Source organism: Pseudomonadota bacterium, assembly GCA_041395565.1.
GTDB lineage: Bacteria > Pseudomonadota > Gammaproteobacteria > UBA9214 > UBA9214 > UBA9214.
In genome coordinates, this window is the sequence record JAWLAI010000004.1 from 17,221 (window position 1) to 41,162 (window position 23,942).

General features: G+C 68.5%; 20 protein-coding genes. 14 read left to right on the forward strand and 6 right to left on the reverse strand.

Translation table 11 applies throughout. The features are described from left to right. Positions 1-76: 76 nt before the first annotated feature. Together R3F42_05925 and R3F42_05930 are read left to right on the forward strand one after the other, a co-directional pair. Positions 77-763 carry a DUF6781 family protein gene (locus tag R3F42_05925; protein ID MEZ5541566.1) on the forward strand — a complete coding sequence of 229 codons (687 nt, stop codon included), beginning with the start codon at positions 77-79 and terminating at the stop codon, positions 761-763. Further along, on the forward strand, positions 763-2,439 hold the full coding sequence (locus R3F42_05930; GenBank protein MEZ5541567.1) for an AarF/UbiB family protein: 1,677 nt from the start codon (positions 763-765) through the stop codon (positions 2,437-2,439). Before R3F42_05925 ends, R3F42_05930 begins: the two co-directional genes overlap by 1 nt. 125 nt (positions 2,440-2,564) lie before the next feature. Here the strand turns inward: R3F42_05930 and R3F42_05935 are convergent, their stop codons facing one another. From R3F42_05935 to R3F42_05945, 3 genes are all read right to left on the reverse strand, one after another. Then, complete coding sequence (locus R3F42_05935) at positions 2,565-3,164, reverse strand: hypothetical protein (GenBank protein ID MEZ5541568.1); 600 nt, start codon at positions 3,162-3,164, stop codon at positions 2,565-2,567. 9 nt (positions 3,165-3,173) lie between these two features. Beyond that, entirely contained in the window at positions 3,174-3,311 is a 138-nt protein-coding gene (locus tag R3F42_05940) for a hypothetical protein (GenBank protein ID MEZ5541569.1), read from the reverse strand. 117 nt (positions 3,312-3,428) lie between these two features. After that, positions 3,429-4,583 carry a hypothetical protein gene (locus tag R3F42_05945; GenBank protein ID MEZ5541570.1) on the reverse strand — a complete coding sequence of 385 codons (1,155 nt, stop codon included), beginning with the start codon at positions 4,581-4,583 and terminating at the stop codon, positions 3,429-3,431. Between the two features lie 257 nt (positions 4,584-4,840). Between R3F42_05945 and R3F42_05950 the strand changes: the two genes are divergently transcribed. After that, positions 4,841-5,278 (forward strand): hypothetical protein, encoded by a 438-nt coding sequence (locus R3F42_05950; GenBank protein MEZ5541571.1) that lies wholly within the window; start codon positions 4,841-4,843, stop codon positions 5,276-5,278. 137 nt (positions 5,279-5,415) lie between these two features. Continuing rightward, positions 5,416-6,543 carry a hypothetical protein gene (locus R3F42_05955; protein ID MEZ5541572.1) on the forward strand — a complete coding sequence of 376 codons (1,128 nt, stop codon included), beginning with the start codon at positions 5,416-5,418 and terminating at the stop codon, positions 6,541-6,543. A gap of 318 nt (positions 6,544-6,861) precedes the next feature. Here R3F42_05955 and R3F42_05960 read toward each other — a convergent pair whose 3' ends face one another. Continuing rightward, positions 6,862-10,911: a hypothetical protein gene (locus R3F42_05960; protein ID MEZ5541573.1), complete on the reverse strand. Its 4,050-nt coding sequence runs from the start codon at positions 10,909-10,911 to the stop codon at positions 6,862-6,864. Positions 10,912-11,228: 317 nt separating this feature from the next. Here R3F42_05960 and R3F42_05965 point away from each other — a divergent pair, with 317 nt between their 5' ends. Both R3F42_05965 and R3F42_05970 read left to right on the forward strand, forming a co-directional pair. Then, positions 11,229-11,723 carry a hypothetical protein gene (locus R3F42_05965; protein ID MEZ5541574.1) on the forward strand — a complete coding sequence of 165 codons (495 nt, stop codon included), beginning with the start codon at positions 11,229-11,231 and terminating at the stop codon, positions 11,721-11,723. A 5-nt stretch (positions 11,724-11,728) separates the two neighbouring features. Further along, on the forward strand, positions 11,729-12,385 hold the full coding sequence (locus R3F42_05970) for a TetR/AcrR family transcriptional regulator (protein ID MEZ5541575.1): 657 nt from the start codon (positions 11,729-11,731) through the stop codon (positions 12,383-12,385). A gap of 5 nt (positions 12,386-12,390) precedes the next feature. On the opposite strand, the gene R3F42_05975 is transcribed toward R3F42_05970, so the two are convergent. Both R3F42_05975 and R3F42_05980 read right to left on the reverse strand, forming a co-directional pair. Then, the gene (locus R3F42_05975) at positions 12,391-13,149 is read right to left on the reverse strand and encodes a slipin family protein (protein MEZ5541576.1); all 759 of its coding nucleotides are present in this window, start codon (positions 13,147-13,149) and stop codon (positions 12,391-12,393) included. A gap of 3 nt (positions 13,150-13,152) precedes the next feature. Further along, entirely contained in the window at positions 13,153-14,520 is a 1,368-nt protein-coding gene (locus tag R3F42_05980; protein ID MEZ5541577.1) for a nodulation protein NfeD, read from the reverse strand. A gap of 117 nt (positions 14,521-14,637) precedes the next feature. Here R3F42_05980 and R3F42_05985 point away from each other — a divergent pair, with 117 nt between their 5' ends. The 8 genes from R3F42_05985 (at position 14,638) to R3F42_06020 (ending at position 23,853) form a co-directional block, all read left to right on the forward strand. Beyond that, positions 14,638-14,898, forward strand: coding sequence for a DUF5062 family protein (locus R3F42_05985; GenBank protein MEZ5541578.1), 261 nt, complete (start codon positions 14,638-14,640; stop codon positions 14,896-14,898). A 150-nt stretch (positions 14,899-15,048) separates the two neighbouring features. Continuing rightward, the gene (locus tag R3F42_05990; protein ID MEZ5541579.1) at positions 15,049-15,717 is read left to right on the forward strand and encodes a response regulator transcription factor; all 669 of its coding nucleotides are present in this window, start codon (positions 15,049-15,051) and stop codon (positions 15,715-15,717) included. Further along, positions 15,714-17,042 carry a sensor histidine kinase gene (locus tag R3F42_05995; protein ID MEZ5541580.1) on the forward strand — a complete coding sequence of 443 codons (1,329 nt, stop codon included), beginning with the start codon at positions 15,714-15,716 and terminating at the stop codon, positions 17,040-17,042. Before R3F42_05990 ends, R3F42_05995 begins: the two co-directional genes overlap by 4 nt. A 282-nt stretch (positions 17,043-17,324) precedes the next feature. Further along, positions 17,325-17,810 carry an EF-hand domain-containing protein gene (locus tag R3F42_06000; protein ID MEZ5541581.1) on the forward strand — a complete coding sequence of 162 codons (486 nt, stop codon included), beginning with the start codon at positions 17,325-17,327 and terminating at the stop codon, positions 17,808-17,810. A 184-nt stretch (positions 17,811-17,994) separates the two neighbouring features. Then, positions 17,995-18,153, forward strand: coding sequence for a hypothetical protein (locus R3F42_06005; GenBank protein ID MEZ5541582.1), 159 nt, complete (start codon positions 17,995-17,997; stop codon positions 18,151-18,153). Between the two features lie 45 nt (positions 18,154-18,198). Further along, the gene (locus R3F42_06010) at positions 18,199-19,248 is read left to right on the forward strand and encodes an efflux RND transporter periplasmic adaptor subunit (protein ID MEZ5541583.1); all 1,050 of its coding nucleotides are present in this window, start codon (positions 18,199-18,201) and stop codon (positions 19,246-19,248) included. Then, positions 19,241-22,477 carry an efflux RND transporter permease subunit gene (locus R3F42_06015; GenBank protein ID MEZ5541584.1) on the forward strand — a complete coding sequence of 1,079 codons (3,237 nt, stop codon included), beginning with the start codon at positions 19,241-19,243 and terminating at the stop codon, positions 22,475-22,477. Before R3F42_06010 ends, R3F42_06015 begins: the two co-directional genes overlap by 8 nt. Continuing rightward, the gene (locus R3F42_06020; protein ID MEZ5541585.1) at positions 22,474-23,853 is read left to right on the forward strand and encodes an efflux transporter outer membrane subunit; all 1,380 of its coding nucleotides are present in this window, start codon (positions 22,474-22,476) and stop codon (positions 23,851-23,853) included. The genes R3F42_06015 and R3F42_06020 overlap by 4 nt, the downstream gene beginning before the upstream one ends. The last annotated feature ends 89 nt before the right edge of the window (positions 23,854-23,942 follow it).

Sequence of the window (23,942 nt, forward strand, 5' to 3'; positions counted from 1 at the left end):
AGCACAGACAACAACGACAAGTCGCGGCGTGGACGGCTCTGGTGCCTGGTCACGCCAGCGGTGGAGGAGGGGCGATATGGCTGTCGAGTCCGGCACCGGTGCCGACCTGGAGCAATTGAAAGCCGCGGTCCGGGATGCGGTTGCGTCCGGCCGGGATCTGCAGGCGCGGGTAGAGCAACTGATGCTCACCTCCATGCGCAGCATGGGCGTGGACCCGTCCCGGATGCAGGAGCAGATCCGCGCGGCGCTCGAGGGTGTCGAGGCCGGGATCTCGCCGCAGGATTCGGGCGCTGCCGCGCGCCAGGCCGTGGCCGGTATCGAGGCTGCGCTCCTGCAAGCCGCGGAAGCATCCAGCCTGGCGATCCGGGAAGCGGCCGGTCACGCCGGCGAGTTCGCCCGTGACGACCTGAAACGGGCCATCGACGAGCTGGCCACGCTCGAACAGCGCTTCATCCAGACCCTCGCCGCCGCGGGCAAGGCCGGTTCGCAGGCGGCGCAGGCCGGCTTTGCGGACATGCAGCGGCACCTGGAGGCCAGTGGCAGCGCCTTCGGCGCGCAGTTGACGACGCATGTCGGCACCCTGCGCGAGCTGCTGGCGCAGCGGGGGCAGGAAGGCCTGCAGGCCGGCGCCGACGCGGCCGTGAAAACGGCGGAGCAGCTGGGCAAACTCGCTGCCTCCCTGCTGACGGGCATCGGCCAGGGGCTGGCGGACGGCGCGGCGGCGCCGGACGGGGAGCGCGAACACCCGGCAGGCAAGTCCTGATGTTCCTGGAAGCGATCAGCGCCGGAAAGGACATCGGCCGGGTGCACGAGATCGCCTCGATCCTGGTGCGCTGCGGTTTCGGCGACATGGTACGCCGGCTCGGCCTGGGGCATGCGCTGGAGCAGGCCGGCAAGGCGCTGCACTGGAAATACGCGGAAGAAACCGCGTCGCTGCAGCCACACCAGCGTGCGCGGCATGCCCTGCAGAAACTCGGACCCACCTTCGTCAAGCTGGGGCAGGTGCTGGCGACGCGCGTGGATCTGTTCCCGCCGGAGTGGATCGCGGAATTCGAGATGCTGCAGGACTCGGCGCCGCCGGTGCCGTTCGAGGCATTGCGCGCGCAGCTGACCGAGGATCTCGGCGGGCCGCCGGAGGAGATCTTCGCGGAATTCGACACCGAACCGCTCGCGGCGGCCTCCATTGCGCAGGTGCACCTGGCGCGACTGCACGACGGTACGCAGGTGGTCGTGAAGATCCGCCGGCCGGACATCAAGCGGGTGGTGGAGGCCGATCTGCACCTGATGGACCGGTTGGCGCAGATCGCCGGCAAGGAAAATCCCGAGACCCAGCGTTTCTGCCCGGCGGAGGTGGTGCACCATTTCAGCATTTCACTGCGGCGCGAACTCGACCTGGCGCATGAATGCCGCAATGCCGTGCGGGTAATGGAGAATCTCGGCGCGGACGATCACGTCGTGATCCCGAAGGTCTACTGGCAGTGGACGGGGGAGCGCGTCAACGTCCAGGAATACATCGACGGTATCTCGGGGCGCGACGTGGCAGGATTCGAGGCGGCGGGTCTGGACCGCGCGCTGATCGCCCGCCGCGGCGCCAGGGCCGTGCTCAGGATGGTGCTGGTAGACGGTTTCTTTCACGCCGATCCCCATCCCGGCAATGTGTTCTTTCTCCCGGAGAACCGCATTGCGCTGATCGACTTCGGCATGATCGGCCATCTCAGCGAGGAGCGGCGCTTCCAGGTCGTCGATCTGCTGCACGGCATGGTCGAGCGTGACAGCAGCACCATCTGCGAGGTGCTGCTGGAATGGTCCGACAGCCTGAGCCTGCCGTCGGAACGCCTGGTCGCGGACATCTGCGCCTTTCTCGACCAGTACCACGGACTGTCGCTGGGCCAGGTGCGCTTTCCCGACATGGTGCGGGACATGATGGCGATGCTGCGCGACCACAAGCTGATGCTGCCGGCGGACCTGTCCATGATGTTCAAGGTGTTTCTGACGCTGGACGGCTTCTGCCGCCAGGTCCAACCCGACTTCGACCTGATCGCCGAGGCACGGCCGTTCGTGCGCAATGCGCTGATCACGCGCTATACACCGCAGGAAATCGCCAAGCGCGGCTGGCACGGCGTCTCCGGCCTGATCGATGTCCTGACCGGTCTGCCCCGGGACATGCGCCGTCTGGTGCGCGCGGCGCGCAAGGGGGCGTTGCGGGTGCACATCAATGTCGAGGAACTGGAGCGCTTCGGCGAGCGCCTGGATACGGCCGTCAGCCGCCTGACCGTAGGCATGATCACCGCGGCCTTCATCATCGGCACGTCCATCATACTGTCCGTGACGGGCGATACCGAGTATCTGGGCATGTCCCTGCTCGCCGCCCTGGGTTTCACCCTGGCGGTGCTGGGCGGCGTCTGGGTGCTGTTCTCGATCTGGCGCGGACGGCACTGAAGCCGGCCGACGGCCTCCACACAGGCGCCGGTCCAGGCTGTGCCCGCAGATTTGACTGCAGGCAACCGGTCGCGGCTGCAGGAAGCTCCGCCAGGTGTACGCCGCTTGGATGTTCGAACCTGGAACTATCCCCAGGGAAGATGCAATACCACGAATTGCAAGGGCGCTGTCACGAGATCGACGACAATGGCAACCGGGTACAGCAGGATGCCTAACAGCAGATCAGCGTCGTTGCGCTCGATGCTGGTTTGTATCTTCAGTGCAAACGGATATTCCAGCCGCGCACCCACCTGGTCGCGAACGAGCCCATAATGGCTGCCTACCCGGCGGGACAGACCGGCACGGGGAACAGTGAAACCGTTGTAGAGGAAATCCTGATCCTGCCGGTTTTGCGCAAGCCATGCGCGCAGGTCGCCGGCAATATCGAAGACCGGTATTCGCGCCGCTGCTGCGTTATTGCCGCACTCCGGCATGATCGTCGCAGCCGGTATGATGATCGTATCGGCCCAATTGTTCCATTGCTCCCGGCTGGCCAGTTCCTGCTTGAAACTCGCGAGAAACGTGGCAGAGGAATCTGCCAGTTCCGGCACCGCCCGCCCTGCCTGCCTGTAAGTGGAGATGGTCGTGAAGCCGGCTTGCGGCGCCGGCTTTGCCTTGATGTTCCCGTAGATGCAGACAATGACTTCACCATCCTGCAGGTACGCCCATTTGATCTTGTCGACCACGGACACCGGTTACGTGTAGAGACTGTTTTGCGGCTTGATGTAGTGATTGTGTACCAGCCGCCTGGCGAGCCCGTAATCGTTGACCATGAACAGCGCGAACAGTGCGAGCAACAGCAGCGCCGGTGATTTCCATTTTCCGATCTGCATGGCGTCCGGTTCAGCCGGGGTGAATACCGCCGTCACGCCATGCGCCGAGCGCGTGCGGATCCGGTGTGCGGGCCGGGCAAGCTGCCGTCCGCTAGCAGCCGACAGCGTCGGCTTGTGTTACGGCCCCGCACGGTAGCGCGTGTTGTAGCGCGCGTGCAGCGCGTCGCGCACCGTGAGATCACGGCCGGAAGCGGGTAGCGGCTCCAGGGTCGTGCCGTGCGCCGTGTAGAGGTCCATGTCCTTGGCCCAGCCCTCGGCCTCGACCACGAAACGGCGCGTCCAGCCTGCCGCCAGCGCTGGCAGGTCGCCGCCGAACGCGAGCTGCACTTCCTCGCCGGGGCCGATGATGGCGGTGGCGTCGTCGCGTGCGGCCAGCAGTTCGGTGGCGGGGCCGAACGCGGTGTAATGGCCGGCCATATGGCGGGTGTCCCACAGCGGGCTGCGCTGGGCGTAATCGTAGTGCGGCTGGCGCTGCGGTCCGGTCGTGCGCCGCGCGAACCCGGACTCGGCCAGCCGCGCCTCCAACAGCGGCAGTGCCGTGCGGCGCGCAGCGGGCAGGGCTTCGGCCTGCACGACCGCGGCCCGGTCCCAGTAGATCTCCTGGTTCGTGGTCAGGCGCAGCGCGGTGGTGCCCTCCGGCAGACCGGCCAACGGCACGGACATGCGCCGCGGCATGCCGGCGGGATAGCCGAACTCCGCCAGTACCGTGTGCCAGCGACCGTCGGCGCCGCGCGCCGCGAGCGTCGGGGCGCGGTAGTCGGCGCCGGCCTGCCAGGCGGCGAACATGGTCTGGGAGTAGGGATACTCGACCCAGCCGTCGAGCACCAGGACCGGGTCGGCAGCGGCCAGCGGTTGCGCGAATTCCAGGGTCAGCACCTGCTCGTGCGCCAGCCGGCCGATGAAGCGGGAATCGAGCGTGCCGACCGGGGCGGCCACCCGATCGGCGGCGGCGACCTGCGGCGTGACATCGCTGCCGTCGCCGGTCGTGGCGCGCACCGGCAGCTGTTCGTGGCGGTAGAACACGGCGGCGCCGCTCGGGACCGGGTCGGCGCTGGCCATCCGCTCGTCCAGCACCAGGTCCCAGCCCGGTGGCAGGTCCCAGGCGATCAGGCGCACGGCATCGAGGTAGGCCGCCTCCTCCATGGGTTCGCCGATCCTGAGTTCGTAACGCCCCGCGCGCGCGACCGGCAGCCCGGCCGGCAGCAGGAAATTCTCGTGCGGGCGCGGTGGCGCGTACACGCCGGGAGCGACGAGGTAACCCAGTCCGCCCACCCAGCAGATCGCTGACGAAGGCGTACTGCGTGCCGTCCCAGGCGAACAACACCGGGCAGCTGGAGAGCTGTCGCTCGGTCTCGATGAGCGGATGCAGCTGGCCGGCCGCAAGCGCCAGCTCGGTCTGCAGCACGCCGTCCGACCAGGTGAGCGCGACGAAATCGAGCCCCGGCGCGCCACCCAGTCCAGTCACCACCGGCTGCAGGTCCTGGCCGGGCCCCGAATGCCGGCGCCAGGTGTCGGTGAGGATCCAGCGCGTGCCGCTGCGCAGCGCCAGCCGCGTGCCGATGCCCGAGGCATTGGAGCGCATGGTTGCGCCGGCATCGTCGCGGCCGGTCGGCGCCAGGCCGATGAAGGTGAAGCGTCCCGCGCCCGGCGGCCACACCCGCAGCGCCGTATCGGTGCCCAGCGCGGCCACGGCGGGTCCGCGCGCGATGTCGCTCACCACGCTCGCCCAGGCCACCTGCGGCCCGGTTGCGCTGAACAGTTGCACGAGCGTGTCGCCGCGCAGCGCGTACACGGCCCAGCCGGCAGCCTGCGCGACCAGCAGCTCGCCTTGTCCGTCGCCGTCGACGTCGCGCAGTTCCAGCCGCGGCCGCGCCGAGGTCGGCACCGTGCCGAGCGGTTGTGGCCGCCAGTCGCCGGTTGCCGGGATTGTCCAGCGCGTCACGCTGCCATCGTCAGCGAGCGTGTAGAGTTCCGGCAGGCCGTCGGCATCGTTGTCGCCGGCGACCGCGGCTGCGATGGGGGTAGCGATGAAGGCGCCCGCCGGGTCGGCGGGGTGGTAATCCCAGCCCAGCGCGTTGACATAGACGGCGTGCGGCGGCGTGGCGTGCAGGACGATCAGGTCGGTGTCGCGGTCGTTGTCGAGATCCAGCAGGAGCACTGCACGGCTGTCGGGCCGCGCGCCGGCCAGCCCGTGTGCCGCGGCCAGCGGCCGGAAACTGCCGTCGAGGTTGTTGTTGAGCAGTTCGTCGGGGCCGTCGGCGTTGACCAGGAACAGGTCGAGGTCGCCGTCGTGGTCGGCGTCGAACATCGCGCCGTCCACGGTATCCTGGCCGCCAGCGGCGGTGCCGGTCGCGGCGGTGGCGTCGTGCCAGCCGCCGTCGGCGCGCTGTTGCCAGAGCGCGTTCGGTCCGCGCCGGCAGAAGTAGACATCGGTATGTCCGTCGTTGTCGATATCGCCCCACAGTGCGGCATTGACATCCCTGACCGACGCGAGCGGGTGGTCCGTCATGACCGTGAAACTGCCGTCGGCACGGCCGTGCAGCACCGTGTTGTAGGTGTCTGCCGTGGCCGCGGCACCGGCGATGAACAGGTCGGCCTGGCCGTCGGCATCGATATCGGCAACGGTCAGGTTCGGCGCGGCACTCCCGGCCCGCAGCGGCAGTGCGGGGACCGGCGCGGCGAACAACGCGCCCGCGGGCGCCGTGGCGCGCGTTGCCGTGCCCGTCTCCCACGGGGCGGCCTCGCACAGGGGGCCCATGCGGGTGTACTTGAACTCGATGAGCCGGGCCCGCGGGTTGTCGGCGAGCTGCGTGTAGCGGGCGAGCGCCTGTCCCGCAGCGTCCGCAGCGCCGCGCTGGCGGTAGATCTGTGCCAGGGCGTAATAGGCGCTGCGCAGGTAGGGGTCGGACTCCACCACGCGCCGGTACCAGGTCAGCGCCGCGTCCGCGTCGCCGCGCTGCTGCAGGGACTGCGCCAGGAAATAGGCCGCGTAGGCATCGTGCGGGTCGGCCGCGAGCACGGCCTGCAGGTGACCGGCGGCGACTTCCAGTGCGCCGCGCCGGAACTCCAGCAGGCCCGCACAGTAGCGTGCCCGCAGGTCGTCCGGCTGTTGCACGAGCAGGGCGTCGAAAGCCGCGCGGGCCGTCGTTTCGTCCCCTTCGAGCTGCCGGTTCATCAGCGCCACGGCCTGGTTGAAGCGGAACAGGCCCACGCGCGGAAACCGCCGTGCTAGCTGTTCGAAGACCTGCAGCGCGGCCGGGTAGTCGAAGCGGCCCATCAGGCCCACGCCGCGGTTGTTCAGGGCGATGGCCTGCGCGTCGGGCTGCGTGGCGGCGGTCCCCGGAGCGCCGTGCTCGCAGCCGCACAGCCCCGGCAGCAGGCAGATGGGCAGCAGCCAGCGCCGTGCCCGGCGGCCGTATGCGGCTAGCATGTCCCGGCGTCCCCGGGGGCGGGGTGACACATGGCGGTTGGGCTCCCCTCCGAGTCAGATGCGCGTGCGTGCGGCGGCTTGCGTTGCGCGGACGGTGCCGAGTGTACCCGATCGGCGGCGCTATGCGGGGGGACTGCCGCCGTCCGGGTGGCGGACACTGCGGCGCAGCGGCAGCCACAGCCGGCCGTGTGCGAAACAGTTCCAGCCCCACTTAAGCCAGCGGATCAGCGCGAACGCCAGCCACATCGACCAGGCCAGCATCAGGAACCGGTAGGCGAGTACCGGCAGCGACACGAACCACGCTTGCGGCAGGACGCTGTCGATGCGGTCCTGGTACCAGTTCAGGGTGCCGCGCGAGGAGCCGTTGCCGGCGATCTGCATCTCCGGGTTGCCGAGCAGGCCATTGGACACGGCGCCGAACAGTGCCGCCAGGGCGATCAGGGTGAGTAGCACCAGGCCGACCTGCATGGCATCGAAACGCACGGCATGGTCCGGGCCGAGGCTGCGGCCGCGCGCATACAGCGCGAAGATCCAGGCCGCGATCAGCAGGGCGATGAACGGGGTCACGGTCGTCAGCCCGATCCCGAGCAGGATCCAGGAGCTTGTGTGCAGCGGCGTGCCCTTGATGCGTCCCAGCAGTAGCGCGAGCACCACGACCACGATGAGCACGCCCCAGAACAGCACGGCCGGCCCCTGGCGGATGCCGCCGGTCAGCAGCACCCAACGGTCGTGGCCCGGTCGGACGGTGGTCCGGCTGTTGACGCTGGCGCTGCCGAGGTCGACCGCCGGGCTCGCGAACCACCAGGCGCTGCCGCGCGGTTCCTGCCACTGCAGGACGATATCCTGATTGCCCGGCCGCAGCGGCAGGGTCACGCTGCGGCCGTCCTGGCGGACCGGCATGGCGCTGCCATTGATCGTGACCGATTCCAGTCGCGCGCCGGTTGGCAGGGTGAGCGTGTGCTGCTGACCCTGCGAGCTGCGAATGGAGACAGCCAGCTCCGCCGCCGTCACGCGCCTGCCGGGCGTGAGCAGCAGCCGGCTGCGATCGATGGTCAGGGTCTGGCCCTCGATACCCTGCGGTCGGGTGATCGCCAACTCCACCTGCTCGCCCGGCCAGGGTTGCCACTGCGGCTGCCATTCGCCATCGGCCTGCTGGTGATAGATGGCGGGGATGCCGCTCGGGCGTACGTTCCAGATCGGCGTCACCTCCAGGCGCCATGCCTCCGACCAGGCGCGATCCTGCGCGGCGGTCAGCGTCATGTGCTCGCGCTGGGCGAGCGTGGAGTGCCAGCCGACCGCTCGCGCGGATTCGCTCAGGGTGATGACGGCGTGCCCAGCCTCGACCTCGATGCCGTCGGTGATGACCGCCTCGCCCTCGAGCAGCGGGATGCGCAGCACGGCCGGCAACGCGGTGCCGGATTCCAGCTGCACGCTGGTGGCCAGCTGCCAGTCCAGTCCCAGGCGCAGGTGGCGGCTTACACGTGCGAACACGGGGATCTCGGAGCGGGTGTCGAATTCGTCCGCGTCGCCGTGCGTCCGGTTACGCGTGAACGACAGGGAGCGTGGACGCGGCGCGCCCGTTCCCTCGCTGCTCCAGCCCTGGAGCGCGACCGTCAGCGCATGCGGCGGCAGCGGGAAATCCAGCCGCAGGGCGTTCAGGTGGGACACGCGGCCCTGGATGACCACCGTGTGTACGCCGGCCTCGACGTACAGCCAGAGCGCGTCGTTGCCCGCGCGGAACAGGGCGGTGGCGGGCGTGCCGTCGATGGTCACGGCCGACGGCATCCATTCGTTCAGCGGTACCGGCAAGGGCAGCGCGACGTTCGCGGCGGCATGCACGCGCAGGCTGAACTCGGCCTGTCCGGCATCGAGGCGGATGGCCAGCCGTTCGAGCTCGGCACACTGCGGCAGGCAGTCGGCAGGCTCCAGCAGCCGTTCCCTGAGCGCCGTGAGCAGTGCCTCCGGGGGGTAGGCGGCGAGACCGGCATCCGGCTTGGTCGCGAGCCCAATGGCGAGCAGCGCGAGCGCGGCCGCGCCGGTGCCGTGGCGGGTACCGGCCAGCAGCCCCTGCAGCGGCGTGCGCAGCAGTTTCCAGCCCAGCAGCAGGACCATGCCGACCCGTAACAGGTTGAACAACAGGTTCGCTGCCGGACCGATCAGGTAAATGGACAGCGACTGGTCCCTGGTGACCGGGCCGTTCCAGCTGACCGGATACACGCGCCAGGTCCATTCCGGCAGTCCGGCGCCGGTCTGCAGCTTGGCACCCGGGTCCTGCACCAGCCGGTCGAAGCCGGCATCCGGCTCCGAGCCCAGGCGCTTGCCGGAGGACGCGAGCCCGCTCACGCGGTCCTGCGCAGTCTCGGTGCGGGCGCCGGTGATGGCTTGCTGCAGGGATGCCGGCGGCGCACCCGGCTGCCGCTGCGCCGGGGTGTCGCCCAGGGCCTGCCAGGCGCGTTCCAGCTGCGGGTAGATGCCGTCCCGCACCTGCGCCACCATGAACGGCAGGGCCAGCAGCAGCAGCGCCACGGCCGACAGCACCAGATAATTGCGCACCAGGGCATGGACACGGGTTCCATGCACCGCGCGCAGCAGCGCCAGGGTGACGATGAGGTTGAGCCAGATGTAGGCCGGCGCGCCCGGTTCATGCCACAGCGCGGCCAGGCCGACCAGTCCGAGCGCGCCCCAGCGCCGCCCGTACAGCTTCGACAGTGCGATGCTGCTGATCAGGACGATGAAGAAATCGAGCAGTGTCCAGCGGCTCAGCCAGGTCGTGGGCGCTTGATCCGCACCGCTGATCGCGAGCACGCGGTAGCCGGGCGGTACGTTGATGCTGGCGGTGACCTTGCTGAAATCGTGATCCCAGCCGACTGCGGAGAGATGACGCACCGAGTCCTCGATGCGGCTGTCCGCGGCCAGGGCGAGATTGCCCTGGCGCACCTCGATGCCGATGCTGCCATCGGCGGCGCGGGTGATCAGCTGCGGTTGTCCGTCGAGCGTGACCTGGCCCGGGATCAGGCCAGGCGCGGCATTGATGCGCCAGCCGCGCGCGAGCGTGCCACTGATGTGATCGCTGACGGCATAACCCTCACCGGCGAAATCCAGCCACAGGGTGCGCGCCAGCACCAGCTGGTTCGGTTCGGCTTCCGGGTCGCCGCGGCGGGTCTGTTCGAAGCGCAGCGGGGTGCCGGCCTGCATGCGGTAGGCGGGCAGCGGCTTCCATTCCTGCGGCAACGCGCTCTGGCTGGCATCGATGCTGTCGGGGCTGATGATCCTGAGCATGCGCAGTTGCGGCTGTGCCTCGAATACCCAGAGTTCCTCGGCTGGCCAGGGCGCCGGGTAGGCATCCGTCTGGAGCGCCAGGATGGCGCGGTTGAGCCGGCTTTCGACGCTGACCACCCAGCGACCGGCACGCAGCTTCAGACGCAGCATTCCGCCATCATCCAGCCGTGCCGGCAACTGGCTGTGGACCGCCACGGGTTCGAAGCCGCCAAGCAGTGCGCCGCTGAGCGTGATTTCCCGCTGCTCACCGGAGACCTCGAGTTCGATGCGCGTGGTCAACGCGAGCGGTACCGTGTCGCTGAGCTTGCGGAAGACCTTGATGTCCACGCGCGCTACCGCGTCGGTCCCGCCGCTGGTAGCGCTGAGCCAGAGTTGGCCGTTGCGGAGATCGGGACTGGCGACCGGTTTGCCCTCCAGGCGTAGTGTCACCAGACCGGAATCGGCCGGGATGGCGAGCGCCGCCGGCAGCTGCTGCCAGCGGAACCGGCCCTGCACGCTGTGCTGGCCGCGGCCCAAGGTGAGCGCGGGGCGGCCCTGGTGCTCGACGACGGCGACGGGGGCGTCGTCGACCGTGATCTCGAGCGGCCAGTGGTCGCGGTCACCGGGCAGCGTGACCCGCGACTCCCGTGCGAGCTGCCAGGACTGGCTGAACGTGCCGCCACTGCCATCGAGCTCCAGCGCGAGGCGCCCGGGGAAGCTGCAGCGGCGCCCGGGTGCGTTATAGAGCGCGGGGCAGCCATAGTCCTGCACGTCCCGCAGCACCCAGTCCGACCAGGCCTCCAGGTCGTTGGGCGTCTCGGCTGCGGCGGCCGGACAGAGCGTGGCCGTGGGCAGCAGGAGAAGCAGGACAACGATGGTTGGGACGAGCAAGCGGTTGCGTCGGTTCGGCATGGTCTCTCCCTGGCAGGTCCTGGCCGCAATCTACACGAACGCCGGCGGCTGCAACAGCACGGCCGCCGCCGCGGCCGGCTTGCGTTACTCGGTGCGGGCCTCGCGAACTTGAACGGTTGCCTGTGTGTCCGCGGTGTGCAGTTGGGTGTGGCCGTCAGACGCATGACGCGCAGTGAGTCAACATGTTGCCGCGCGGTTGAGCTGACCCGGCGTGCCGTGCGCGGTGATGCCGGGCGTGTTCTACACTCTATGTGGTGGATGCGACCAGATGCGTTCCCCTGCGCGCAGTGTCGGATGTCAGGGAGAGGAGGTGACGGATGACCGTACGGATCCGCAATGGCTGGCACCGACTGCCGAGTGGTTATGACGTGGAATTCCGGCACGGGGTTCCGGTCCGGCTGTCGGACAATGGCAGGGGCGCTGCTCTCTCTGACCGGGCCCTGGGGGCGGAAGTGACGGCGCTCGGACAGCTCCCGGTCCGGCTCGGTGCCTGGGTAACCGGCGCGCGGCCGGAAGAGCGTGAGGCGCCGCTGCTGGTTGCTGGCAGCGCCTTCCCGGAGGTGTTGTGCCGGCTGGCGCGCTCGGCCGCGACGGTGTTCGTCGACCGCTTTCACAAACCGGTCGAGGCGGTCGACGTCGACTGGGATCGTCTGGAATACCAGAAGGATTTCAATATGGCGCTGGACCATTGCGGGCTGAGCGCGGCGGATGTCGACCAGGCGGCGGGATTCGACGCCTATGTTGCTGCCATGCACGACGAGGCATGCCGGCTCGTCGCCGCCCGTATGCCGCCACCGGTCGAGCCGGAGTGAGCGTCATGCCGCGGCAGGCAGCGGCAAGTTCGCAACTCGCCGGTCGCATCCTCGACCAGGCGCTGGCACTGGCCGAGGCGCAGGATTCGTGGGAGGCGCTGCGCCTGCATCAGGTGGCCGATGCCATGGGTATTCCCCTCGCCGATGTCCTGGCCTGCTACGCACAGAAGGACGATCTGGCGGAGGCGTGGTTCGATTGCGCCGATCGTGCCGCACTGCTGGAACGCGACACGCCGGGATTCGCCGCGCTGCCCGCGACCGGGCGGCTGGAGCGGGTCATGATGGCGTGGCTGGATGCCCTCGCGCCGCACCGGCGCCTGACCCGCGGCATGCTGGCCTACAAACTCGAACCCGGCCATCTGCACCTGCAATTGCCCGGCCTGGCGCGCATCAGCCGCACCGTGCAGTGGTTCCGCGAGGTCGCCGGCCTGGATGGCCGCGGGCTGCGGCGCATTGCCGGCGAGAGCGGCCTGACTCTGCTGTACCTGAGTGCCTTCGCGCGCTGGCTCTACGACGAGACACCGGGCGGGCGCGCTACGCGCGGCTGGCTCGCGCAGTCCCTGCAGCGGCATGCCGGCTGCCTGTGTGTGGGCGCAGGGCGGATGGACGCGGGCCGGCAGCAAGCGCCCGTCGCGGAGGCGGCAGCGGAGGACGGCGGCTGATCGGCTCAGTCCGTGCCGGACCGGGTGCCGAACAGCTGGCCGATGCTGTCGAGCGGGAGGGGAAACACGATGGTGGAACTCTTCTCGCCGGCGATTTCGGTCAGCGTCTGCAGGTAGCGCAGCTGCAGTGACTGCGGCTGCTGGTTCAGCAGCCGCGCGGCTTCGACCAGCTTCTCCGCCGCCTGCAGCTCGCCCTCGGCATGGATGACCTTGGCGCGCCGTTCGCGTTCGGCCTCCGCCTGGCGCGCGATGGCGCGCACCATGCTCTCGTCGATATCGACATGCTTGATTTCCACGTTCGCGACCTTGATGCCCCAGGCATCGGTCTGGCGGTCGAGGATGGTCTGGATATCGACATTGAGCTTGTCGCGTTCGGCCAGCACGTCATCCAGATCGTGCTGTCCCAGGACCGAACGCAGCGTAGTCTGCGCCAGCTGGCTGGTGGCGGCCAGGAAGTCCTCGACCTGGATGATGGACTTCTGCGGATCGATCACGCGGAAGTAGATGACCGCGTTGACCTTGACGGAGACGTTGTCGCGCGAGATCACGTCCTGGCTCGGCACATCCATCACCACCGTGCGCAGGTCGACCTTCACCATCTGCTGGACGACCGGGATGACGATGATCAGACCGGGCCCCTTGACCTTCCAGAACCGGCCCAGCGTGAAGATCACGCCGCGCTCGTACTCGCGCAGGATTCGAAAGGTGTACAGCAGCACCGCAATGATGATGATCAGTGCGGCGAAGATTCCGGGGATTCCCATGGTTCAGACCTCCTCGTTGACAGGGCGGACCTCGAGTTCCAGTCCGTCGATCGCGACGACGCGCAGGCGCTCGCCGCGTGCCACCGGCCCGGCGCAGCGCGCACGCCAGTGCTCGCCGTGGACCAGGACGCGGCCCTGGCCGGCATGAAAATCTTCCAGCGCCTCGGCCGTGGCCTGCAGCATTTCCTCGCGGCCGCTGACCACGGGACGCCGGCGTGACTTGATGGCGGCGCCGACGACGAACAGGAAGAAACCCGCGCTGGCGATAGCCAGACTCAGGATCAGCGGCAGGGAGATGGCATAGCCGGCACTGTCCCGGTCGAACAGGATCACCGAACCGGCGACGAAAGCGATCATCCCGCCGATGCCGAGCGCGCCGAAGCTCGGCACGAACGCCTCGGCCAGCATGAAGACCAGACCGAGGCCGAGCAGCGCGAGTCCCGCGTAATTGACCGGCAGGATCTGGAAGGCATACAGGGCCAGCAGCAGGCTGATCGCGCCGGCGACGCCGGGCAGGATATAGCCCGGGTTGGCGAATTCGAAGAACAGACCGTAGATACCGACCAACATCAGGATGTAGGCGACGTTCGGGTCGGTGACGACGCCGAGCAGGCGGCTGCGCCAGTCCGGTGCGATGACCACGGTGACTAGGCCCCGGGTGTCCAGGGTGCGCGCGCTGCCCGAGACGTTCACGCTGCGGCCCTGCAGTTGCCGCAGCAGGTCGGGCAGGTCCGTGGCAATGATATCGATGACCTGCTGTGCGTGGGCCTCTGCCGCCGGGAGGCTGGCCGCAGCGCGCACCGCGCGCTCGGCCCACTCGGCGTTGCGGCCGCGCAGCTGGGCCAGGCTGCGGAGGTAGGCGACCGCATCGTTCACCTGCTTGCGGTGCAGGGCATCCGCCGGTTCCTCCGCTGCCTGCTCCGCATCCGCCGCCTGTTTGCGCGGCGTATCCCCGGCATCCGGTAGCGCCCCGAGTTCGACCGGCGTGGCCGCACCCAGATTGGTGCCGGGCGTCATTGCCGCGACGTGACAGGCGTAGAGGATATAGGTCCCCGCGCTGGCGGCACGGGCGCCGCCGGGTGTGACGTAACCGACCACGGGCAGCGCGGAGACCAGGATGTCCTGGACGATGTCGCGCATGGCGCTGTCGAGTCCGCCCGGGGTGTCCAGGCGCAGGATCACCATGGCGGCGGCGTGTTCGCGTGCGGTCTGCAGGCCGCGAGCGAAATAGTCCGCGGTAGCCGGGCCGATGGCGCCGTCGATATCGAGCACAATGGCGTTGCGCTCGTTCGCGGCCGGATACCACGCAAGCGCCAGCATCAAGGCAAGCAACAGGGCGGGCCACAGGCGGCTATGCTGACCGTATCTCATGGTAACCTGACATTAGTATGAAAAGAGGTCGGATACAATTTCCCGGGATGTCGGATCCGTTCCGGCAGCAACGGCTTGGAAACAGTGTCCGGCCCCGTTGCTACCGGGAGCCGATACATGAAAAAACTCAAGCACGAGGCGGAACTGGTCAAGGCGGCCGTGCAGGCCGGGATGCAATACGGCGAACAGCGCGGGGTGGTGAAATTCGAACCGACCGATTCGCTCAATGAACGCATCGAGTACATCTACCGCCTGCTGGTGCATGACAAGGTCATCGCGCCCATGCCGGAGGAGCAGGTGTCGCAGCAGTCGATGCGTCACCGCCTCGCCATGTGGATGGCGCGCCAGCTGCCGCAGGACCATCCGCTCCTGAAATGACCTCCGCCCGGTGCGGTTGCGACGGGCGCGCAACGACGGGGTCGCCACCCGGCGCCGCCCGCGCTGGCTTTCGCGGCGCTGCCGCGGGAAACTTCCCGCGGCGATCCCGGTCCATGTGCCGGGCAGGTGAATGGAACGGAGTGCGAGACGGTGCGAATCCTCCTGGTTGAAGACGATGCGGCGTTGGCACGCACCCTGCAGGCCAGGCTGCGCCAGGAGGGATTCGCCGTGGACGTGGCGGACAACGGTGTCGACGCCGAACACCTCGGACGCGAGGAGGCCTACGACGCGGTCATTCTCGATCTCGGGTTGCCGGGACGTCCTGGGCTCGAGGTGCTCGCGCACTGGCGTGCGGATGCCATCGCCACGCCGGTGATCATCCTCACCGCCCGCGATGCCTGGCATGAAAAGGTCGACGGCTTCAAGGCGGGGGCCGACGATTACCTCGCCAAGCCGTTTCACGTCGAGGAACTGCTGGCGCGTCTCGGTGCTGTCGTGCGCCGCAGTGTCACGCAGTCGACGGGGACGCTGACGGCCTGCGGGCTCACGCTGGACGAGGAGCGCAAGTCCTGCAGCCGTGCCGATGGCAGCATGATCGAGCTGACCGCCACGGAGTTCCGTCTGCTGCGCTACTTCATGCTGCATCCGGGCAAGGTGCTGTCCAAGTCGCGCCTGGCAGAACACATCTACGAGTTCGATGACGAGCGCGACAGCAATGTCATCGAGGTCTATGTCACGCGCCTGCGCGGTAAGATCGGCAAGGAACTGATCACGACCCGGCGCGGCCAGGGTTACGTGTTCGGGGATCCCTGCCCGTGACGTCCATCCAGCGCCGGCTGCTGCTGTGGCTGCTGGCCAGCGTGGTCCTGCTGTTCGGCCTGCACTGGCTGGTGACCAGCCGGTTCGCCGCCGGATTCACCGAGGACTACATCGCGACGCGGCTCGCGCACGATGCCGAGGCGCTGGTGTCGGGATTGCGTTTCGACTCCGCGGGCATCCCCGAACTGGATCCGGACTACGTCGCCCCGATCTACCTGCGCGCCGGTTCCGGTCACTATTTCCAGATCAACTCAAATGGCTACAGTCTCAAGTCCGGATCGCTCGGCAGCGGCAACTTCGGCTTCGCACTCGAGGCGCAGCCGCAGAAGACCCTGCTCCGCATCCGCGGGCCGGAGGACCAGCCGCTGCTGGTATGGGTCGCGCACTACGAACGCGCCGGCCATCCGTTCAGTCTCGCCATCGGCGAGGAACTGACCGAGCTGAACAAGCATATCAACCGCTTCCGGCTCCGCTTCGGACTGGTGGCGCTGCTGCTGGTAGCGATACTGGTGCTGGTGCAGCGCACCATCGTGCGCCTGAGCCTGGCGCCGCTGGAGACGGTGCGGCACGAGACCCGCCTGCTGGAGGAGGGCGCCATCGAGCGCCTCTCGGAACGGGTGCCGGCCGAGGTCCGGCCGCTGGTGAGCGAGATCAACCGCCTGGTGGTGCTGATGCAGCAGCGCCTGGTCCGTTCCCGCCATGCGCTGGGCAACCTCGCCCATGCGCTGAAGACGCCGCTGGCAGTGCTGCGCCAGTATCTCGAACAGAACAGCCAGCGGCTGGATGCCGAATGCCTGCAGGAGACGCGTGCAGCACTCGCCCTGATCCAGTCCATCATCGACCGCGAGCTCAAGCGCGCACGGCTGGCCGGCCCGGCCTCCGGCGGCCGCCTGTGCCACCTGAACCGGGAGCTGCCGGATATCGTGGGCCTGCTGCAGAAGGTCCATGCCGACAGGCGGCTGGAGTTCGTGCTGGAACTGGGCGGGCGGGAGCTGCGCTACGGCGACCGCGAGGACATGCTGGAACTGCTGGGCAACCTGCTGGACAACGCCGCCAAATGGGCAGGGCACCGGATCGAGGTGACGGCGGCCTGGGATGCGGGGCTGACGCTAGCGGTGGCGGATGACGGGCCCGGGATCGATGCGCAGCAGCGGCAGCGCCTGCTTGAACGCGGCGTGCGCCTCGACGAATCGACCAGTGGCCACGGTCTCGGCCTCGCCATCGTCCGCGAGATCGTGGACCAGTATGGCGGCACGCTGGAGCTCGGGCGCTCCGACCGTCTCGGCGGGCTCGAGGTCAGGATATTCCTGCCCGCTACGGCATGAGGCCGCGCGCGTAGCGCCGCTCCCGCGGTCTCGCTGCGACAAATAGCCGCGCACCCCGGCGCGGATTTTCAGCTTTGTTTCAGGTCCCAGTCCTACAGTGATGCCATGATCAATGACGCATGGAGGTTAACCATGATATTCGATATGGCGACACTGGCAGGTATGGTTTCGAGCCTGGTGATGCTGGTCGTGCTGGCTGTGGTCAGCGTCAAGTAAACGATCCGCTGCGTTCGATGACGCCACAGAAGTGGTAATTAAGTCAAATTAATCAGGAGCATGTGTATGAAATCCAGAGTGTTTATCAAGACGGCGGCCGCATTGATGCTGGCCGCTGCTGCTGTCCCCGGCATGGCTGCCGATCCGGAGATGCCGTCGCAGGGGCCGCTGCCCTTCGACGGGATGGACACGGACCATGACGGTTACGTGAGCCAGGAGGAGTACCGGCATGCGCACAGCGAGCGGCTGCAGCAACGCCAGGAAGAGCAGCACCAGTACCAGTACCGCAATATGGACGAGGCACCCCACTATGCGGATCTCGATACCGACCATGATGGCCGGGTAAGCCGCGAGGAATTCCAGGCGCACCAGCAGAATCGCATGCAGGAGCGGTCGCAGGAACGCACCGAACGCCAGCAGCAGCGCGAGGAACACCGGCAGGAGATGATGGAACGGCACCAGGAACGCGTCGAGGAAATGCAGCAGCATCGCCTCGAACAGCCGGCTGGCGGGATGTACCCGGGTGGCGGCATGGGTGGCGGCAAACGCTGATCCGTCGCCCTGGGCAGGAAAAAGCCGGGATTCGTCCCGGCTTTTTTTTGGCGCGGGGTGTGCGCCGGCCGGCCAGCCGCGGCTTTCCTGGCAGGACTATCTTCCGGGCGGTGGTTGAAACCGGCCGTGCCAGGACATACATTAGAAATTGTTTATATACTGATTAACTCGCCGGGAGACGATCATGTCATTTGACGCACTCACGCTGGCTGGTATGTTTCTGCTGGTGCTGTTGCTGGTACTCCTGCTGTACCTCTGCAACCGCACCGGCATTACCTGCAACGACCGTTCCCGGAACACGGATGCAGACGCACGGGAACTTGCCCGGCGCCTGCGGTCCTGATTCGCACCGCCAGTACGCTGCAATCACAAGGAGTCTGATATGGGCATGAGCATACGACGGACGCTGGGTCTGGCCGTGCTGCTGCTGCAGTCGCTGGCAGCCGCGGCGGAGGGGGTGCTCGAGACGGCGACGGTGGAGTCTGTGACCGTGCCGGACGAGATCCGTCTCGACGGCGTGGTCGAGGCAGTCAACCAGGCCACGGTGGCGGCACAGACCTCCGGGCGCGTCACCGCGATCAGTTTCGACATCGACGACTACGTCCCCAAGGGAGAGGTCATCGTGCGCCTGCACGATACCGAGCAGAAGGCGCGCCTAACCAAGGCGCAGAGCGGGCTGCAGGAGGCACAGGCCCGGCTCGACAAGGCCGCGGACGACCGGCAGCGCAAGCAGACCCTGTATCAGCAACAGGCCGTCAGCAAGTCTGCGCTCGACGACGCGGTTGCCGAGTTCAAGGCGGCGCAGGCGTCGCTGGAAGCGGCACGCGCACAGGTCACCGAGGCCAGCGAGCAGCTCGAGCACACCCTGATCCGCGCGCCCTACAGCGGCATCGTGGTCGAGCGTCATATCGAGCCGGGTGAGCTGGTACAGCCCGGCACGCTGCTGATGACCGGCCTGTCGCTGGATGCCCTGCGCGTGACCACGCAGGTGCCGGAGAGCCTGATCGGAATGCTGCGCCGGTTCGAGCAGGCCAGCGTGATCCTGCCGGAGGCGGTCGACGGGCGCGTGGCGGCGACGGCCATCACCATCTCGCCGCGGGCCGACACCGCCACGCACAGCTTCGAGGTGCGTCTGCAACTGCCGGCACTGGAGCAGCCGCTCTATCCCGGCATGTCGGTCAAGGTGGCGCTGACCACCGGCGAAGCGGAACGCCTGCTTGCGCCTGAATCCGCGCTCGTCACCCGCAGCGAGGTGAGCGGCGTCTACGTGGTCGATGATCGGGGCATCCACTTCCGCCAGGTGCGGCCGGGTCGCCGCTACGGCGTGGGCAGCCGCGAGATCCTGGCCGGACTGGCGGCCGGCGAGCGCGTCGCGCTCGATCCGGTGCGCGCAGCGGTCGAACTGAAGAACGCACGCACCGGCCGCGGCCATGACTGAACGCCTCGGCTTTTCCGGCGCGCTAGCGCGCCGCTTTCTGCAGAGCGAGATCACGCCGCTGCTGGCGCTGGTCGGGCTGCTGCTGGGCGCCTTCGCGCTCGCGGTGACGCCGCGCGAGGAGGAGCCGCAGATCAACGTCACGTTCGCGAACGTGTTCATTCCGTTTCCCGGCGCCAGCGCGCGCGAGGTCGAGCACCTGGTGACCAGCTCGGCGGAGCAGGTGCTGTCCGAGATCCAGGGCGTCAAGCACATCTATTCCGTGTCGCGGCGTGGCATGGCGGCGCTGACGGTGGAATTCCAGGTCGGCGAACCACGTACCGATGCCATCGTAAGGCTCTACAACGCCATCTATTCCAACCAGGACTGGCTGCCGCCCGACGCCGGCATCGGCCAGCCGATCGTCAAGCCCAAGGGTATCGACGACGTCCCGATCGTGACGCTGACGCTATGGACCGACGATCCCGGACGCGGCGGCTACGAACTCACCCAGGTGGCGCATGCGCTGGAGGCGGAACTCAAGCGCGTGGCCGGTACCCGCGACGTCTATACCATCGGTGGCGTGCCGCGCGTCGTGCGGGTGCAGCTCGACCCGGCCCGGCTGGCCGCCTACGGTATCGCGCTGGACAGCCTGCAGGCCGCGCTCGGCAGCGCCAACAGCTCCGCCGACGCGGGCGCACTGGTGCGCGACAACAGCGAGATCCCGGTGCAGGCCGGCACCTTCCTGATCGAGCCGGCGGAGGTGGGCGAGCTCGTGGTCGGCGTCAGCGCCGGCCGGCCGGTCTATCTGCGCGATGTCGCGCAGGTGAGTTATGGTGCCGACACCCCCGATCAGTACGTCTGGCTCGGCACCGGGGCGGCCGGGCCGCAGGCCTACGCGACCCAGGGCGTGTTTCCCGCCGTCACGCTCGCGGTCGCGAAAAAGCCCGGCACCAATGCGGTGCGCATCGCGGAACAGGTCATCGAACGGTTTGCGGAGCTGGAAGGGACCTTCGTGCCGGAGGGTGTGCAGGCAACGGTCACGCGGAATTACGGCGCCACCGCCGACGCGAAGGCCAAGACGCTGATCAAGAAGCTCATCTTCGCCACGGCCTCGGTGGTCGCACTGGTGCTGTTCGCGCTGGGCTGGCGCGAGGCGATCGTGGTCGGCACCGCCGTCGTGGTCACGCTCGCGATCACGCTGTTCGCTTCCTGGGCCTGGGGTTTCACCCTCAATCGCGTGTCGCTGTTTGCGTTGATCTTCTCCATCGGCATCCTGGTCGACGATGCCATCGTGGTGGTGGAGAACATCCACCGCCATATGCAGCTGGGCGGTCGCGGATTCATCGAGTCGATCCCGCTGGCCGTCGACGAGGTGGGCGGCCCGACCATACTCGCCACGCTGACCGTGATCGCGGCACTGCTGCCGATGGCCTTCGTCACCGGGCTGATGGGGCCGTACATGAGCCCGATACCGATCAACGCGAGCCTCGGCATGCTCATCTCGCTGCTGGTCGCCCTGGTGATCACGCCCTGGCTGGCCGCGAAGCTGCTGCGCCACAGCACGCACCCTGCAGCGGCGGAGGGCGGACGCCTGCAGCGTGTGCTGGAGGCGGTCATGACCCCGTTCCTGCGGGCACGGGCCGGCCGGCCGGCGCGGTGGCTGCTGGCCGCTGGACTGGTATTCCTGATCGTCGCCTCGCTGGGCCTGGCCGCGGCCAAGCTGGTCGTGCTGAAGATGCTGCCCTTCGACAACAAGTCGGAGCTGCAGGTGGTGGTCGACATGCCGGAAGGAGTTGCCCTGGAGCAGACCACGCGCCTGCTGGCGCAGTTGGGCGAAACTATCGCGACCGTGCCCGAGGTGACCGATTACCAGGTCTATGCCGGCACCGCCGGGCCGATCAGCTTCAACGGCCTCGTGCGCCAGTATGACCTGCGCCGCGCCGCGAATGTCGGCGACATCCAGGTCAACCTCGTCGACAAGCACGACCGTTCACGCAAAAGCCACGATATCGCGCGCGCCCTGCGCCCGCCGCTGCAGGCGTTGGCCGAACCCTTCGGCGCGAGCGTCAAGGTCGTCGAGGTGCCGCCGGGACCGCCGGTACTGTCGCCGCTGGTGGCGGAGATCTACGGTCCGGACCACGCCGGACAGCTGGAGGTCGCGCGCGAGGTGCGCGCGGTGTTCGAGGCGACACCCGACATCGTGGACGTGGACGACAGCGTCGAGGCGCCGGCACCGCAGTGGATCGTGCGGGTCGATCGCGCGCGGTCCGCGCTGCACGGCATCAGCCAGCGGGCGATCACGACGGCCGTGGCCACCGCACTGGGCGGCAGCGATGCCGGATACCTGCATCGGGAGGATGCCAAGTACGCGATCCCCCTGCGGCTGCAGCTGCCGGCGAGTGAGCGTGCCGGACCGGGTCCGGCCCTGGCGCTGCGGATGCGCGCGACCGACGGCACGCTGGTGCCGCTGTCCGAACTGGTCACGGTGGAACAGTCCACCCGCGAACAGGCCATCCATCACAAGGACCTGCTGCCGGTGGCCTATGTCACCGGCGATATGGCCGGGCCGCTGGACAGTCCGCTGTACGGGATGCAGCGCATTGCGACGACGCTCGCGGCGGAGGGCGTCGCCTCCGCTGCCGCGCTCGGCCAGTTCCTGGTGAATCCACCCGACAATCCCTACCGCTACGCCCTCAAGTGGGACGGCGAGTGGCAGACCACCTACGAGACCTTCCGCGACATGGGCATCGCCTACACGGTCGGCCTGGTGCTGATCTACCTGTTGGTGGTGGCGCAGTTCCGTTCCTACCTGGTGCCGCTGATCATCATGATCCCGATCCCGCTGACGGTGATCGGCGTCATGCCGGGTCATGCGCTGCTGGGGGCGCAGTTCACCGCGACCTCGATGATCGGCATGATCGCGCTGGCCGGCATCATCGTGCGCAATTCGATCCTGCTGGTGGATTTCATCAACGAGGAACTGCGCGCCGGCACGGCGTTCGATAAGGCGGTGATCCGTGCCGGCGTGGCGCGCACCAAGCCCATCGTGCTCACCGCGCTGGCCGCCATCCTCGGCGGGTTTTTCATCCTCGACGATCCGATCTTCAACGGGCTGGCGATCGCGCTCATCTTCGGCCTGCTGGTGTCGACCTTGCTCACGCTGGTGGTGATCCCGGTGATGTATTACGCCTTCATGTACCGCCGTATCGGCAAGGTCGCGCCCGTTGCGGCGCCGGGCGGTGCGCAATGAGCGCGCCGCTGACTGGCGCCGCCGCCGCGCTGCTGGGCGCGGGGCTGCTGCTTGCCGGCTGCGCGGGCACGCCGGTGCCGGAGCGCGCCGCCCTCGCACCCGCGGCGCCGGCGCAGTGGTCGGCCACGGCCGCGACCGGGCCGGTGCAGGCCGGCTGGCTTGCCGCGTTCGGCGATGCCGAGTTGCTGCGCCTGGTGGACGAGGCCGTCGCGCACAATCACGACCTGCGTGCGGCGGCCGCGCGCCTCGACGAGGCGCAGGCCGCCGCAGGGCAGGCTGCCGCGGCGCTGGTTCCGCAGGTCGGGCTGGAGGGGACCACCCTGCGCGCCGGCGACATGGAATCGACCGCCGAGTCCAAGACCGGCGCCGCGCTCACGATTGCCTGGGAGCTGGACGTGTGGGGACGGGTCCGCGCCGGTGCGACTGCCGGCGCGGCGCGGGCGGATGCCGCGACGCAGGACTATGACTGGGCGCGCGTGTCGCTGGCCGCGCAGACCGCGAAGGCCTGGCTGCAGGCCATCGAGGCGCAGCAGCAACAGGCGCTGGCTCGGCAGGCGCTGGACAACCTCGCCGAGATGCAGCGCATCGTCAGCGCGCGGCAGCGCGAAGGGTTGGCCTCGGGGCTCGATACCCACCTGCTGCAAACCGACCTGGAAGTAGCCGGCGCCCGGGAACAGGAAACCGCGGCCGCGCGCCGGGACGCGGTGCGCAGCCTGGAACTCCTGCTCGGGCGTTATCCCGCGGCGGAGCTGGCGGTGCGCGCTGCGCTGCCGGCGCTGCCGGCGCCGGTGCCGGCCGGCCTGCCGGCGCAGTTGCTGGAGCGGCGCCCCGACCTGCGTGCCGCCGAGGCACGCGTGATCGAGGCCTATGCCCTGGCACGCGAGGCACGCGCCGCGCGCCTGCCGCGTATCAGCCTGACCGGGGCGGGCGGGTCGGCGAGCAATGCGTTGCTGGCGCTGCTCATGCCGGGGGATTCGTTCTGGTATCTGGGGGTCAACCTGTTCCAGCCACTGATCGACGGCGGCCGGATGCAGGCCGATGTCGAGATCGCCGATGCCCGCCAGCGCGCCGCGGTCGCAGCATACGCCGGCAGGGTGTTGCAGGCCTTCGGCGAGGTCGAGCACAGTCTGGATGCCGGGGCCAGCCTGCAGCAGCGAGCCGCAAACCTGCGCGCAGCCGCCGCGCAGGCGGCCGCTGCGCACCGCCTGGCACAGCTGCGTTACCAGGCCGGGGAATCGGATCTGCTCGATGTGCTGCAGCTGCACCAGCGCGTGCTGGAGATCGAGCAGTCCCTGGCCCGCGTCGAGCTGCAACAACTGAGCGAGCGCATCAATCTGCACCTGGCGCTGGGCGGGGATTTCGCGGTGCAGGAATAGCGGAAAATAATGTCCCGCGCCAAGATGCAAAGCCGCCAATGACATGATAGATGCCGTACGGGTCACTGCGGGTACCGCGTTGAATCATG

Coding starts and splice junctions, on each gene's coding strand:
- R3F42_05925 (MEZ5541566.1), top strand. CDS start 77: ATGGCTGTCGAGTCCGGCACCGGTGCCGACCTGGAGCAATTGAAAGCC.
- R3F42_05930 (MEZ5541567.1), top strand. CDS start 763: ATGTTCCTGGAAGCGATCAGCGCCGGAAAGGACATCGGCCGGGTGCAC.
- R3F42_05940 (MEZ5541569.1), bottom strand. CDS start 3,311: ATGCAGATCGGAAAATGGAAATCACCGGCGCTGCTGTTGCTCGCACTG.
- R3F42_05960 (MEZ5541573.1), bottom strand. CDS start 10,911: ATGCCGAACCGACGCAACCGCTTGCTCGTCCCAACCATCGTTGTCCTG.
- R3F42_05965 (MEZ5541574.1), top strand. CDS start 11,229: ATGACCGTACGGATCCGCAATGGCTGGCACCGACTGCCGAGTGGTTAT.
- R3F42_05970 (MEZ5541575.1), top strand. CDS start 11,729: ATGCCGCGGCAGGCAGCGGCAAGTTCGCAACTCGCCGGTCGCATCCTC.
- R3F42_05975 (MEZ5541576.1), bottom strand. CDS start 13,149: ATGGGAATCCCCGGAATCTTCGCCGCACTGATCATCATCATTGCGGTG.
- R3F42_05980 (MEZ5541577.1), bottom strand. CDS start 14,520: ATGAGATACGGTCAGCATAGCCGCCTGTGGCCCGCCCTGTTGCTTGCC.
- R3F42_05985 (MEZ5541578.1), top strand. CDS start 14,638: ATGAAAAAACTCAAGCACGAGGCGGAACTGGTCAAGGCGGCCGTGCAG.
- R3F42_06000 (MEZ5541581.1), top strand. CDS start 17,325: ATGAAATCCAGAGTGTTTATCAAGACGGCGGCCGCATTGATGCTGGCC.
- R3F42_06005 (MEZ5541582.1), top strand. CDS start 17,995: ATGTCATTTGACGCACTCACGCTGGCTGGTATGTTTCTGCTGGTGCTG.
- R3F42_06010 (MEZ5541583.1), top strand. CDS start 18,199: ATGAGCATACGACGGACGCTGGGTCTGGCCGTGCTGCTGCTGCAGTCG.
- R3F42_06015 (MEZ5541584.1), top strand. CDS start 19,241: ATGACTGAACGCCTCGGCTTTTCCGGCGCGCTAGCGCGCCGCTTTCTG.
- R3F42_06020 (MEZ5541585.1), top strand. CDS start 22,474: ATGAGCGCGCCGCTGACTGGCGCCGCCGCCGCGCTGCTGGGCGCGGGG.